Origin of the sequence: Streptomyces marianii, from assembly GCF_005795905.1 — a bacterium.
Taxonomy (GTDB): Bacteria; Actinomycetota; Actinomycetes; order Streptomycetales; family Streptomycetaceae; genus Streptomyces; species Streptomyces marianii.
Genome location: NZ_VAWE01000001.1, coordinates 5,633,156 through 5,646,185, shown reverse-complemented (window position 1 = coordinate 5,646,185; position 13,030 = coordinate 5,633,156). Strand labels below are relative to the sequence as shown.

11 protein-coding genes are annotated in these 13,030 nt (G+C 70.1%); 1 reads left to right on the top strand and 10 read right to left on the bottom strand.

What is annotated here, in order from left to right; genetic code table 11:
- Positions 1 to 14: 14 nt before the first annotated feature.
- From mreD to FEF34_RS25590, 7 genes are all read right to left on the bottom strand, one after another.
- The gene (gene mreD / locus FEF34_RS25620; protein WP_138055245.1) at positions 15 to 680 is read right to left on the bottom strand and encodes a rod shape-determining protein MreD; all 666 of its coding nucleotides are present in this window, start codon (positions 678 to 680) and stop codon (positions 15 to 17) included.
- 18 nt (positions 681 to 698) lie between these two features.
- Positions 699 to 1,715 (bottom strand): rod shape-determining protein MreC, encoded by a 1,017-nt coding sequence (mreC, locus tag FEF34_RS25615; RefSeq protein ID WP_138055244.1) that lies wholly within the window; start codon positions 1,713 to 1,715, stop codon positions 699 to 701.
- Positions 1,716 to 1,856: 141 nt separating this feature from the next.
- Complete coding sequence (locus tag FEF34_RS25610) at positions 1,857 to 2,876, bottom strand: rod shape-determining protein (protein ID WP_017944902.1); 1,020 nt, start codon at positions 2,874 to 2,876, stop codon at positions 1,857 to 1,859.
- 317 nt (positions 2,877 to 3,193) lie between these two features.
- Positions 3,194 to 3,604, bottom strand: a complete 411-nt coding sequence (ndk, locus tag FEF34_RS25605) for a nucleoside-diphosphate kinase (protein ID WP_138055243.1) — start codon at positions 3,602 to 3,604, stop codon at positions 3,194 to 3,196.
- A 104-nt stretch (positions 3,605 to 3,708) separates the two neighbouring features.
- Complete coding sequence (locus FEF34_RS25600) at positions 3,709 to 4,074, bottom strand: DUF4233 domain-containing protein (RefSeq protein WP_138055242.1); 366 nt, start codon at positions 4,072 to 4,074, stop codon at positions 3,709 to 3,711.
- Between the two features lie 4 nt (positions 4,075 to 4,078).
- On the bottom strand, positions 4,079 to 5,593 hold the full coding sequence (gene folC / locus FEF34_RS25595; protein WP_138055241.1) for a bifunctional tetrahydrofolate synthase/dihydrofolate synthase: 1,515 nt from the start codon (positions 5,591 to 5,593) through the stop codon (positions 4,079 to 4,081).
- Between the two features lie 288 nt (positions 5,594 to 5,881).
- On the bottom strand, positions 5,882 to 8,530 hold the full coding sequence (locus tag FEF34_RS25590; protein ID WP_138055240.1) for a valine--tRNA ligase: 2,649 nt from the start codon (positions 8,528 to 8,530) through the stop codon (positions 5,882 to 5,884).
- A 137-nt stretch (positions 8,531 to 8,667) separates the two neighbouring features.
- Here FEF34_RS25590 and FEF34_RS25585 point away from each other — a divergent pair, with 137 nt between their 5' ends.
- Positions 8,668 to 9,672: a flagellar basal body-associated FliL family protein gene (locus FEF34_RS25585; RefSeq protein WP_138055239.1), complete on the top strand. Its 1,005-nt coding sequence runs from the start codon at positions 8,668 to 8,670 to the stop codon at positions 9,670 to 9,672.
- Between the two features lie 246 nt (positions 9,673 to 9,918).
- Here FEF34_RS25585 and clpX read toward each other — a convergent pair whose 3' ends face one another.
- The 3 genes from clpX to FEF34_RS25570 form a co-directional block, all read right to left on the bottom strand.
- Positions 9,919 to 11,196, bottom strand: coding sequence for an ATP-dependent Clp protease ATP-binding subunit ClpX (clpX, locus tag FEF34_RS25580; protein ID WP_017944896.1), 1,278 nt, complete (start codon positions 11,194 to 11,196; stop codon positions 9,919 to 9,921).
- 143 nt (positions 11,197 to 11,339) lie between these two features.
- A complete protein-coding gene (locus tag FEF34_RS25575) occupies positions 11,340 to 12,023 on the bottom strand; it encodes an ATP-dependent Clp protease proteolytic subunit (RefSeq protein ID WP_017944895.1) in 684 nt (227 codons plus the stop codon).
- 86 nt (positions 12,024 to 12,109) lie between these two features.
- Entirely contained in the window at positions 12,110 to 12,715 is a 606-nt protein-coding gene (locus tag FEF34_RS25570) for an ATP-dependent Clp protease proteolytic subunit (protein ID WP_138057720.1), read from the bottom strand.
- Between the last annotated feature and the right edge of the window lie 315 nt (positions 12,716 to 13,030).

The following is a 13,030-nucleotide window of genomic DNA, read 5'->3' as shown; positions in this document are numbered from 1 at the left end:
CGATACCCCCTCGGTCACAGTCGCTTGACTCCCCTGATGCGGCCGGCGCGGGAGGCCCGCGTCCTGGCCGCCTTGATCCGCAGCCCGCCGCGCTGGCGGCCGATGCGCAGTCCCGTACCGGAGGAGGCCCAGCCGCTGGAGACGTCACCGGTGCCGGCCGGGGACTCGGCGAGCGGATCGTTCTCGGCGCGTCTGGCCAGCGCCATGATCAGCGGCACGGTGAACGGCGCGAGGAGCAGGTCGTACAGGGCCGCCGTGAACAGCAGTGAGCCAAGGCCGACGTGGCGCGCGGCGGTGTCGCCGACGAGCGCGCCGACGCCGGCGTACAGCAGGGTCGACACGACGGCCGCCGCCACGACCACGGCCATCGGGCCGGTGGCGGAGGTCAGCCGGCCGTTCTCGGGCCGGGCGAGGCCGACGAGGTAGCCGATGACGCAGAGGACGAGGGCGTAGCGCCCGGCGGCGTGGTCGGCGGGCGGGGCGAGGTCGGCGAGGAGTCCGGCGCCGAAGCCGATGAGGGCGCCGCCCGTGTGGCCGTAGACGAGTGCGAGGGCGACGACGGTGAGCAGCAGCAGATCGGGGACGGCTCCGGGGAGCTGGAGCCGGGCGAGGACGGTGACCTGGACGACGAGCGCGACCACGACGAGCGTCGCGGAGAGGAGCATCCGGTTGAAGCGCATGGTGTTCAGCTCCTCCTGCTACTCGTCGTCGCGGCCGGTGACGGCCTCGGTGCTGTCGGTCTGCGGGGTTTCCCCGCCCGGGTCCCGCTCCTCCGAGTCCTGGCTCCGCGCCTGCGTGTCGCCGTCGGCGGAGGGGGTGACCGTGACGGTGACCGTCGGTGTGGGCGTCGGCTTGGGCTTGGGCGGCAGGACCATGTCGCGCGGGTCGGCGCGGGGTGCCTGGACGACCACCCCGACGATGTCGAGCTTGGTGAAGGCGGCGTACGGCCGCACGAAGATGTTGCGGGTCAGGGCGCCGCCGGAGGGGTCGACGCGGACGACCTCGCCCACCGGCACGCCGGGCACGAAGGGCTTGTCGGCCTGCGAGCCGAAGGTGACCAGCCGGTCGCCCTTGCGCACCTTCGCCTTGCCGTTGAGCAGCTGCACGGACAGCGGCCGGTCGCCCTGGCCGGTGGCGAAGCCCAGCTCGTCGGTCCGCTCCATCCTGGTGCCGACGGTGAAGTCCGGGTCGTTGGCGAGGAGCACGGTCGCGGTGTTCGGGCCGACGGTGGTCACCCGGCCGACGAGGCCGTCGCCGTTGAGGACGGTCATGTCGCGCTGGATACCGTCGGCGGAGCCGGCGTCGATGGTGACGGTCCAGGAGAACCCCTGGGCGGCTCCTATGGCGATGACCTCGGCGCCCTTGATGCCGTACTGCCCGTCGGCCGCCTTCTTCAGCATGCTGTCGAGTTGGCGGACCCTGCTGCGGTTGCGGTCGTCGCTGCCGAGTCTCACCTTGAGGGCGGCGTTCTCGCGCTCGAGGACGGAGATGCGGTCGTGCCGCTCGCCTGAGTCCCGGATCGCTCCTATGGCGTTGCCCACGGGATCGACGGCGGAGGCCACGCCGTTCTCGACCGGTCCGAAGACGGCGGCGGCGGCCTGCCGGGCGCCGTCGACCGGTGACTCCTCGCCGCCGCGGATGTCCACCGTGATCAATGCGAACGCGATGGCGATCAGCAGGACCAGGAGCAGCCGGCTCTCTTTCGTGTCCCTCACGTGCGGCGGCCGTGCCTTCCTCGTCGGAATGTGAATGCCGAGCTCTGTGGTGTGTGTTGTGTTCGTCGTGACGTGTGTTGTTGTACGAACGACCGGCCGAACGGGTCCGCCTGACCCGAACGGCCGATCGTGGATCCCGCGCTAGCGGCGGGGCTGCGCGTCCAGCACCTGCTGGAGCGCCTCGAACTCCTCGACGCACTTGCCCGAACCGAGCGCCACCGAGTCCAGCGGATCCTCGGCGATGTGGATGGGCATGCCCGTCTCGCTGCGCAGCCGCTCGTCGAGGCCGCGCAGCAGCGCGCCGCCGCCGGTGAGGACGATGCCGCGGTCCATGACGTCGCCGGACAGCTCCGGCGGGCACTTGTCGAGCGTGGTCTTCACCGCGTCGACGATCGCGTTGACCGGCTCCTCGATGGCCTTGCGGACCTCGGCGGCGGAGATGACGACGGTCTTGGGCAGACCGGACACCAGGTCGCGGCCGCGGATCTCGGTGTGCTCGTCCTTGTCCAGGTCGAACGCCGAACCGATGGTGATCTTGATGCTCTCCGCGGTCCGCTCACCAAGGAGGAGGCTGTACTCCTTCTTGACGTGCTGGATGATCGCGTTGTCCAGCTCGTCCCCGGCCACCCGGATGGACTGTGCCGTGACGATTCCTCCGAGGGAGATCACGGCGACCTCGGTGGTGCCGCCGCCGATGTCCACCACCATGTTGCCGGTGGCCTCGTGGACCGGGAGGCCCGCGCCGATCGCGGCCGCCATCGGCTCCTCGATGATGTGCACCTGCCGGGCACCGGCCTGGGTGGAGGCCTCGATGACCGCGCGGCGCTCGACACCGGTGATACCGGAGGGCACGCACACCACGATGCGGGGGCGGGCCGCCCACCGGCGCTTGTGGATCTTGAGGATGAAGTAGCGGAGCATCCGCTCGGTGATCTCGAAGTCGGCGATCACGCCGTCCTTCAGCGGGCGGACCGCGACGATGTTGCCGGGCGTACGCCCGATCATCTTCTTGGCCTCGGCCCCCACGGCGAGGATGCCGCCGGTGTTGGTGTTGATGGCGACCACGGACGGCTCGTTGAGGACGATCCCCCGACCCCTGACGTACACCAGCGTGTTGGCGGTCCCGAGGTCGACAGCCATGTCACGGCCGATGAACGACATAGAGTTCCCCTTGTGTCCCATGAGGATGCGTCGGGCCTTCCCAAATCGAGCTTTGATGGCTTTTCAGGTAGGCGAGGAGGGTGCTGCACGGGTGCTGTGGCGTGGAGGCTTCCATCGTAGTGCCGCCTGCGCCGATTCCGCGCGCTGGGCCCCGCCTCAATAAGGGTGACGACGAGTCGGAGCGATGCGTTCCCGATATCGCGCGACGTATGCCGAAGGGCGACCGAAATTCCTTCGGTCGCCCCAGGATCCGGCGCTGCACGGCTGACTGCCGGTCAGGAAAAACCCGGAGGTGAACCGGCGGGTGCGGTGGGCCCTCAGCGCCCCGGGAAGAAGATCTTCAGCTCCCGGGCGGCGGACTCCTCCGAGTCCGAGGCGTGGATCAGGTTCTCCCGGACGATCGTGCCGTAGTCGCCGCGGATGGAACCGGGCGCGGCCGCGATCGGGTCGGTCGGACCGGCCAGGGCGCGCACGCCCTCGATGACCCGCTCGCCCTCGACGACCAGGGCGACGACGGGACCGGAGGACATGAAGGCCACCAGCGGCTCGTAGAACGGCTTGCCCTGGTGCTCACCGTAGTGCTGCTCCAGGGTGTCCTGGTCCAGCTCGCGCAGCTCCAGCGCGGTGATCTGCCAGCCCGCCTTGCGCTCGATACGGCCGATGATCTCGCCGATCAGGCCGCGGCGTACGGCGTCGGGCTTGAGCAGAACGAGCGTGCGCTGGCTCACTGGGGCTCCTTCGAGTGCGGGTCCCGGGATTTCCTGGATGAAGGAGTCCGGAGGATGAACGGTCTGGCTGGTGCCTCAGGCTACAGGGCCCCCTCGGGCGCCCGTCACACAGCGTCAGGCTCTGCCGCACCCGCCCCGGCCTGCTGCTCCGCCCAGCGGGCCTTGGCCTCGTCCACCTTGCGGCCGTAGTGCACCGAGGCCCACCACAGGCCCGCGAAGACCGCCCCCAGGGCGAACATCATCGGAACCACGAAGCCGCTCGCGATCAGGCCGATCTGCAGCGCCCAGCCGAGCTGCACCCCGCCGGGGCGGGTGACCATGCCGCACAGCAGCAGCGACAGCACCATCGCGACGCCGCTCACCGTCCACACGGCGGCCAGGGACAGATCCGGGTCCTTCATCGCCACCAGACCGGCGAAGCCGATCACGAAGAACTCACCGATCAGTGTGGACGCGCAGAGCGTACGCATGGACTCAGCCCCTTCCCAGCAGCAGCCGGGCCTCGCCGACCGTGATCACGGAGCCGGTCACCAGGACGCCCGCGCCCGAGTACTCCGCCTCCTCCTCGGCGAGCGTGATCGCCGCTTCCAGCGCGTCGTCGAGCCGCGGTTCCACGACCACCCGCTCGTCCCCGAACACCTCCACGGCGATCGCCGCCAGCTCGTCGGCGTCCATCGCCCGGTGGCTGGAGTTCTGCGTGACGACGATCTCGGTGAAGATCGGCTCGAACGCCTCCAGGACCGCCTTGACGTCCTTGTCGGCGCTCGCGCCGACAACGCCGACCAGCCTCGAGAAGCCGAACGACTCCGTGATGCCCTCGGCGGCGGCCCGCGCGCCCGCCGGGTTGTGCGCGGCGTCCAGGACGACGGTCGGGCTGCGGCGCACGACCTCGAGCCGGCCGGGCGACACCACGGAGGCGAACGCGGACCGGACCGTCTCCGCGTCCAGCGTCCGCGCGTGCTCCGCGCCGATGCCGAAGAACGCCTCGACCGCGGCCAGCGCCACCGCCGCGTTGTGCGCCTGGTGGGCGCCGTGCAGCGGCAGGAAGATCTCCTCGTACTCGCCGCCGAGACCGCGCAGCGTCAGCAGCTGCCCGCCGACCGCGACCTCCCGCGACGCGACACCGAACTCCATGCCCTCACGGGCCACCGTGGCATCCACCTCGACGGCCCGCTTCAGCATCACCTGCGCGGCGTCCACGGGCTGCTGCGCCAGGATGACCGTCGCGCCCTGCTTGATGATCCCCGCCTTCTCGCCGGCGATCGCGGCCGGCGTGGCACCGAGCCGGTCGGTGTGGTCCAGGTCTATCGGGGTGACCACGGCGACCGAACCGTCGATGACGTTCGTCGCGTCCCAGCTGCCGCCCATGCCGACCTCGACGACCGCCACGTCCACCGGCGCGTCGGCGAACGCGGCGTACGCCATGCCGGTGAGGACCTCGAAGAAGGAGAGACGGTACTCCTGCGCGGCGTCCACCATGTCCACGTACGGCTTGATGTCCCGGTACGTGGCGATGAAGCGCTCGGGGTCGATCGGGGCACCGTCCAGGCTGATCCGCTCGGTGACCGACTGGACGTGGGGCGAGGTGTACCGCCCGGTGCGCAGCTCGAAGGCGCCGAGCAGCGCCTCGATCATGCGCGCCGTGGACGTCTTGCCGTTGGTGCCCGTGATGTGGATCGACGGATACGCGCGCTGGGGCTCGCCCAGCACGTCCATCAGCGCGGTGATCCGGCTGACGGACGGCTCCAGCTTCGTCTCGCCCCAGCGGCCGGCGAGCTCCTGCTCGACCTCGCGGAGCGCCTTGTCCACCTCCGGGTCGGCGGGACGCCTCGGCGCCTGGTCGCCCTGCGGCGGTCCGGCCTGGGTGCGCAGCGTACGGCTGCCGGCCTCGATCACCGCCAGATCGGGGTCGCGGTCGGTCTCGGCGTCGACGATCGCGTCGAACTCGTCGCCGGTTTCGTCGAAGGGCTCTGGCTGCTGGTCACTCACGCCCGACAGTCTACGGAGCGCCGCCGACACCGGGACCGAGGCCCGGCCCGTGCGCGGGCCGACGCCCGCGCCACGACCCCGCCGGCGCAGCGCCCGCGCGCGGGCCGGGCGTCCCGCGCAGGTCCGCGGACCTGCCTGCTCGCCCCGGCCGCGCGGTGCAGCCGGAGACAGTGCGCATACCCGACACGCCCCCATCGCCCAAGGTCCGCTGCGGTGCGCACCCGACGCCGAGGCCCCCGGAGCCGGGCGGACTCCGGGGGCCTCGTGCGTTTCGGCCGGTGCCGCGGTTCAGCCCTGCGGCAGGTTCGCCAGCTGTGCTCCGATGCGCTCGATGTCCTCCTCGGCCTTGGCCAGCCGGCCGCGGATCTTGTCCACGACGTTGTCGGGCGCCTTGGCGAGGAATGCCTCGTTGCCGAGCTTCGCGGTGGCCTGGGCCTTCTCCTTCTCGGCGGCGGCGAGGTCCTTGGCGAGGCGCTTGCGTTCCGCGTCCACGTCGATCGCGCCGGACAGGTCCAGCGCGACTTCGGCGCCCGCGACCGGGAGCGTGGCCGTGGCGTGGAAGGAGTCGCCCTCCGGCTGCAGCCGGAGCAGCTGCCGGATCGCGCCCTCGTGCGGGGCGAGGGCGGTGCCGTCGACCGCCAGCCTGGCCGGGACCTTCTGACCGGGCTGGAGACCCTGGTCGGAGCGGAACCGGCGGACCTCCGTGACGACGCGCTGGACGAGCTCGATCTCCCGCTCGGCGGCGGCGTCGCGGAAGCCGCCCGGGGCCTCGGCCCCGGGAACGGACACGGCCCCCGGCCAGTCGGCGACGACGACCGACTCGCCGCCCGTGAGCGTCGTCCACAGCGTCTCGGTGACGAACGGAACCACCGGGTGCAGCAGGCGCAGCGTCACGTCGAGGACCTCCCCCAGAACGCGGGCGGAGACCTTCGCGGGCTCGCCGCCGCCCATGAACGTGGTCTTGGAGAGCTCGACGTACCAGTCGAAGACCTCGTCCCAGGCGAAGTGGAAGAGGGTGTCCGACAGCTTCGCGAACTGGTAGTCCTCGTAGTACGCGTCGACCTCGGCGACCACGGAGTTCAGCCGCGAGAGGATCCAGCGGTCCGTCGCCGACATCTCCTCGGACGCCGGCATCGGGCCCTCGACCGTGGCGCCGTTCATCAGCGCGAAGCGGGTCGCGTTCCAGATCTTGTTGGCGAAGTTGCGCGAGCCCTGGACCCAGTCCTCGCCGATCGGCACGTCGACACCGGGGTTGGCGCCGCGCGCGAGCGTGAAACGCAGCGCGTCGGAGCCGTACTTGTCCATCCAGTCCAGCGGGTTCACCGCGTTGCCGAAGGACTTCGACATCTTCTTGCCGAACTGGTCGCGGACCATGCCGTGCAGGGCGATGGTGTGGAACGGCGGGGTGCCGTCCATCGCGTAGAGGCCGAACATCATCATCCGGGCCACCCAGAAGAAGAGGATGTCGTAGCCGGTGACCAGGACGGAGTTCGGGTAGAACTTCGCGAGGCTCTCGGTCCGTTCCGGCCAGCCCAGCGTGGAGAAGGGCCACAGGCCGGAGGAGAACCAGGTGTCGAGGACGTCGGTCTCCTGGTACCAGCCCTCGCCGGACGGCGGCTCCTCGTCGGGGCCGACGCAGACGACCTCGCCGTCCGGGCCGTACCAGACCGGGATGCGGTGGCCCCACCACAGCTGGCGCGAGATGCACCAGTCGTGGAGGTTGTCGACCCAGTCGAAGTACCGCTTCTCCATCTCCTGCGGGTGGATCCTGACCCTGCCGTCGCGGACGGCGTCCCCGGCGGCCTTCGCCAGTGGGCCGACCTTGACCCACCACTGCATGGACAGCCGCGGCTCGATGGTGGTCTTGCAGCGCGAGCAGTGGCCGACGGAGTGGACGTACGGGCGCTTCTCGGCGACGATCCGGCCCTCGGCGCGCAGTGCCGCGACGATGGCGGAACGGGCCTCCAGGCGGTCCAGGCCCTGGAAGGGTCCGTGCGCGGTGATGACCGCGCGCTCGTCCATGACGGCGAGGTTGGGCAGGCCGTGGCGCCGGCCGATCTCGAAGTCGTTCGGGTCGTGGGCGGGCGTCACCTTGACGGCGCCGGTGCCGAACTCCGGGTCGACGTGCTCGTCGGCGACGACGGGGATGCGGCGACCGGTGAGCGGCAGCTCGATCTCGCGGCCGACGAGGTGCTTGTAGCGCTCGTCCTCGGGGTGGACCGCGACGGCGGTGTCACCGAGCATCGTCTCGGCGCGGGTGGTCGCGACGACGATCGCCTCGTCGCCCTCGCCGTACCGGATCGAGACCAGCTCGCCGTCGTCGTCCTGGTACTCCACCTCGATGTCGGAGATGGCGGTCAGACAGCGCGGGCACCAGTTGATGATGCGCTCGGCGCGGTAGATCAGCTCGTCGTCGTACAGCCGCTTGAAGATGGTCTGGACCGCCTGGGACAGGCCCTCGTCCATGGTGAAGCGCTCACGGGACCAGGCGACGCCGTCGCCGAGGCGCCTCATCTGGCCGGAGATCTGCCCGCCGGACTCGCCCTTCCACTGCCAGACGCGCTCGATGAACGCCTCGCGGCCGAGGTCGTGCCGGGACTTGCCCTCCTTGGCGAGCTCGCGCTCGACGACGTTCTGCGTGGCGATGCCGGCGTGGTCCATGCCCGGCTGCCACAGGGTCTCGAAGCCCTGCATACGCTTGCGGCGGGTGAGGGCGTCGATCAGCGTGTGCTCGAAGGCGTGGCCCAGGTGGAGGCTGCCCGTGACGTTCGGCGGCGGGATGACGACGGTGTACGGGGGCTTGTCGCTCTTCGCGTCCGCCTCGAAGTAACCGCGCTCTACCCAGCGCTCGTACAGCTTCCCCTCTACCTCGGCCGGCGCGTACTGGGTCGGCAGTTCGGGGGTGCTGGCTGGCTGCTGCTGAGTGTTCTCGGTCACGGGCCACAGTTTAGAGGTGTCACGGTCCCGTTCTGAAACGGGAATGTTCGGTAACGGTGTGGGTCCCGGTGCCATGGGACCGGTGGGTTTCCGCCAGGATGTTCGGAACGCATAAGCATCTGGAGGGGAACCCAGAAATGAGCTACAACCAGCCGGGCCCGTACGGCGGTCATCCCCAGCAGCCCGGCCCGTACGGCCCCCCGGGCCCTTACGGCCAGCCGCCGCAGGGCCCGGGGGGAGCCCCGCAGCCCGGGTACGGCTACCCCCAGCAGACTCCCCAGGGTGTCCCCCCGCAGCAGCCCGGCTACGGCTACCCCCAGGCCCAGCAGCCCGGCCCGTACGGCCAGCCGCCCCTGGGGGCACCTCCCGGGCCGCAAGGCCCCGGGGGACAGCCCCCCTACGGCGCGGGCCCCGGCGCCTACCCGCCCCCGCCGCCGTCCCAGCCGGGCGGCAAGAAGAGCGGCCTGCTCATCGGCGGTGTCGTCGTCGCACTCGCGGTGATCGCGGGCGGTGTGTGGTGGTTCACGTCGGGCGGGGGCGGTTCGGATGTCGCGGCCGACACGAAGGGCTACAAGCTGACGCCGGCGGCGGCTGTCGGCGAGTTCAAGAAGGACAAGGACGGCCCGGAGAAGTTCTCCGCGAAGGAGAAGGCCGAGGCCGAGACGCTCCTCGGCATCAAGAACGCCCAGCGGGCGGGCGCCAGCTACAAGGCCGGTGACCCCGGCCAGCCGATGAAGGGCAAGGCGATGAGCCTGACCGGTCTCTGGGGCGAGATCGACGACCCGGAGAAGGCGCTCGACGGCTGGTTCAAGAAGCTGGAGGAGGGTGACGAGGAGGGATCCGACGACGTGAAGGTCGAGTTCGTCGGCGAACCCTCCTATGTGGAACCGGCGGGGTTCGAAGGCGCCATCATGAAGTGCCAGACCGCCAGGCTCATCCCCACCGGCGACACGTCGTCGGCGGGCGTCGGCGCCAAGACGATCGAGGTGCCCATGTGCGCGTGGGCGGACTTCAGCACGATCGCCGGCGTGAACGTCGTCGATCTGTCGCAGATCCTGGGGGCCGGCGGCAAGGCCGTGCCGCAGAACGAGGTCGCGGACCTCACCGCGAAGCTGTACAACGGCTCCCGCAGCAAGGTCTGATCCCCGCCACGGGGCACAACGCACAAGGGCGCCTGCCCGGTTCGGAGGAACCGGGCAGGCGCCCTTCGCGTGTGCGTGCCGGCCAAGGGCTGTCCCTTAATCACCGGTGGATCAGCGTGCGGCGTCAGATGCGGTGCATCGCAAGGCGGAGGGTCGTCCTCATACTGGGCGTATTCGGGCGATCCGGCAACGCAGCGAGGTGCCACAGCTGTCGTCGTGCGCCCGCTGGGGCTTACGGGACAGCCCTTAGGCCGACTTCTCGTGGCGGCCGTCGTTCTTCACGATCCGCGGCACCAGCGTCGGGTTGACGTTGTTGTGGACGACGTCCGCGGTGATCACGACGCGGGCGACGTCCTTGCGGGACGGCACCTCGTACATCACCGACATCAGGACCTCCTCCATGATGGCGCGAAGCCCGCGCGCGCCCGTGCCGCGGAGGATGGCCTGGTCGGCGATCGCCTCGAGAGCCGGGCGGTCGAAGTCCAGCTCCACACCGTCGAGTTCGAAGAGGCGCTGGTACTGCTTCACCAGCGCGTTGCGCGGCTCGACCAGGATCTTCAGCAGGGCCTCGCGGTCCAGGTTGTGGACCGAGGTGATGACCGGGAGACGGCCGATGAACTCGGGGATCATCCCGAACTTCACCAGGTCCTCGGGCATGACCTCCTGGAACTGGTCGCTGGCGTCGATCTCGCGCTTGGAGCGGATCGTGGCACCGAAGCCGATGCCCTTCGCACCGGCGCGGGACTCGATGATCTTCTCCAGGCCGGCGAACGCACCGCCCACGATGAACAGCACGTTCGTCGTGTCGATCTGGATGAACTCCTGGTGCGGGTGCTTCCGTCCGCCCTGCGGCGGTACGGAGGCCGTCGTGCCCTCCAGGATCTTCAGCAGGGCCTGCTGGACGCCCTCGCCCGACACGTCCCGGGTGATCGACGGGTTTTCGCTCTTACGGGCGACCTTGTCGATCTCGTCGATGTAGATGATCCCGGTCTCGGCCTTCTTGACGTCGTAGTCGGCCGCCTGGATCAGCTTCAGCAGGATGTTCTCGACGTCCTCGCCCACGTACCCGGCCTCCGTCAGCGCCGTGGCGTCGGCGATGGCGAACGGGACGTTGAGCATCCGCGCCAGGGTCTGGGCGAGCAGCGTCTTGCCCGAGCCCGTGGGACCCAGCAGCAGGATGTTGGACTTCGCGAGTTCGATGGCGTCGTCCCGGCCCTGGCCGTTCTCGCCGGCCTGGACGCGCTTGTAGTGGTTGTACACCGCGACCGAGAGGGCCTTCTTCGCGGGCTCCTGCCCGACGACGTAACCCTCGAGGAACTCGTAGATCTCGCGCGGCTTGGGGAGTTCCTCCCACCGCACCTCGGAGGTCTCGGCGAGCTCCTCCTCGATGATCTCGTTGCAGAGGTCGATGCACTCGTCGCAGATGTACACCCCGGGGCCTGCGATGAGCTTCTTCACCTGCTTCTGGCTCTTTCCGCAGAACGAGCACTTGAGCAGGTCGCCGCCATCACCGATGCGTGCCACGAGGTGCTTCCCCTTCGCCTGGGAGCGCTTGGTTCAGCGGCTCCTGGTGCCTCATATCCGACGGTACCTTGCCGGGCCCCCGGTTCGGGCCCCCCTTGGCGCGGTTCACATTGACGTGCACCGCGCCAAGGGCAGGTTCGGCGTCAGGCGGCCGCTGCGGCCGCGCTCTTGCGGGTCGACACGATCTGGTCGACCAGGCCGTACGCGAGAGCGTCCTCGGCCGTGAGGATCTTGTCGCGCTCGATGTCCTCGCGGACCTTCTCGATCGGCGTGGAGGAGTGCTTGGCCAGCATCTCCTCGAGCTGCTCGCGCATGCGCAGGATCTCGTTGGCCGCGATCTCCAGGTCCGAGAGCTGCTCGCGGCCCGTCTGCGACGACGGCTGGTGGATCAGCACCCGGGCGTGCGGCAGGGCCATCCGCTTGCCGGGGGTACCGGCGGCGAGCAGCACGGCCGCGGCGGACGCCGCCTGGCCCATGCAGACCGTCTGGATGTCCGGCTTCACGAACTGCATCGTGTCGTAGATGGCGGTCAGAGCGGTGAAGGAGCCACCGGGGCTGTTGATGTAGATGGAGATGTCGCGGTCCGGGTCCATCGACTCCAGGCACAGCAGCTGCGCCATGACGTCGTTGGCTGAGGCGTCGTCGATCTGGACCCCGAGGAAGATCACGCGCTCCTCGAAGAGCTTCGCGTACGGGTCGTACTCGCGCACGCCCTGGGAGGTGCGCTCGACGAAGCGGGGGACGACATAGCGGTTGTCCACCTGCGGGCCGGTGTAGAGGCCGCTCGCGGAGGCTGCGGGGAACTGGTTCATGGTCGTGTTCACCATCCTGGTGGCGTTCGGTGGGCTGGGGCTTCGGGGGGCGGCCGGGGCGCGGGCCCGGTGCCGGGGGCGTGGACCCCCGGCGGCCGGGCTCAGGCGCCGGTGCCGCCGCCGCCCGGAACGCCCGAAGCGGCGGAGATGATCTCGTCGATGAGCCCGTAGTCCTTGGCCTCCTCGGCCGTGAACCAGCGGTCGCGGTCGCCGTCGCGGATGATCGTCTCGACGGTCTGGCCGGAGTGGCGGGCGGTGATCTCGGCCATGCGCTGCTTGGTGCGCAGCAGGTACTCGGCCTGGATCTTGATGTCCGAGGCCGTGCCGCCGATGCCGGCCGAGCCCTGGTGCATCAGGATGTCGGTGTGCGGCAGGGCGAAGCGCTTGCCGGCGGCGCCGCCGGTGAGCAGGAACTGGCCCATGGAGGCGGCCATGCCCATGCCGATGGTGACGACGTCGTTCGGGATGTACTGCATGGTGTCGTAGATGGCCATGCCGGCCGTCACCGAGCCACCGGGGCTGTTGATGTAGAGGTAGATGTCCTTCTCCGGGTCGGCGGCCAGGAGAAGGAGCTGGGCCGTGATCTTGTTGGCGATGTCGTCGTCCACCTGCTGACCCAGGAAGATGATGCGCTCGCCGAGCAGCCGGCTGTAGACCTGGTCGCCGAGGCCTCCACCGATGGACGGCTCACCGGCGGCGTTAGGCATCAGAATCGTCACGTAATCCACCTGCTCGTCTCTGACGGCTGCGGCCGTCTCAGCGTCTTGGAACCTGGGGGCGGGGCGTTCCCCGCGGGCGGGTAGTCCCCTGCCCTCGTATTCATGGACCCTAACGCGCTGGTGGGCGGGCGCCATCCCGGTTCCCGAACTGTTCGCTGGCAGCGCAAGCTAGGGGGCGCGCGCCGGTATGAACACGCCCCGCGGATGTGCCGCCGGCACGGTCCGCGCCCGGTCGCCACACGGCTCCTCAGGAGACTCTGGCACTGCTCAGGCCCTGCCGGGACCCGCCGGGGGACGCGAACG

Excerpts from the sequence above, each read along its gene's own strand:
- FEF34_RS25600 (WP_138055242.1), bottom strand. The coding sequence starts at position 4,074 with ATGCGTACGCTCTGCGCGTCCACACTGATCGGTGAGTTCTTCGTGATC.
- mreD (WP_138055245.1), bottom strand. The coding sequence starts at position 680 with ATGCGCTTCAACCGGATGCTCCTCTCCGCGACGCTCGTCGTGGTCGCG.
- FEF34_RS25570 (WP_138057720.1), bottom strand. The coding sequence starts at position 12,715 with ATGCCTAACGCCGCCGGTGAGCCGTCCATCGGTGGAGGCCTCGGCGAC.
- FEF34_RS25610 (WP_017944902.1), bottom strand. The coding sequence starts at position 2,876 with ATGTCGTTCATCGGCCGTGACATGGCTGTCGACCTCGGGACCGCCAAC.
- FEF34_RS25585 (WP_138055239.1), top strand. The coding sequence starts at position 8,668 with ATGAGCTACAACCAGCCGGGCCCGTACGGCGGTCATCCCCAGCAGCCC.
- FEF34_RS25575 (WP_017944895.1), bottom strand. The coding sequence starts at position 12,023 with ATGGTGAACACGACCATGAACCAGTTCCCCGCAGCCTCCGCGAGCGGC.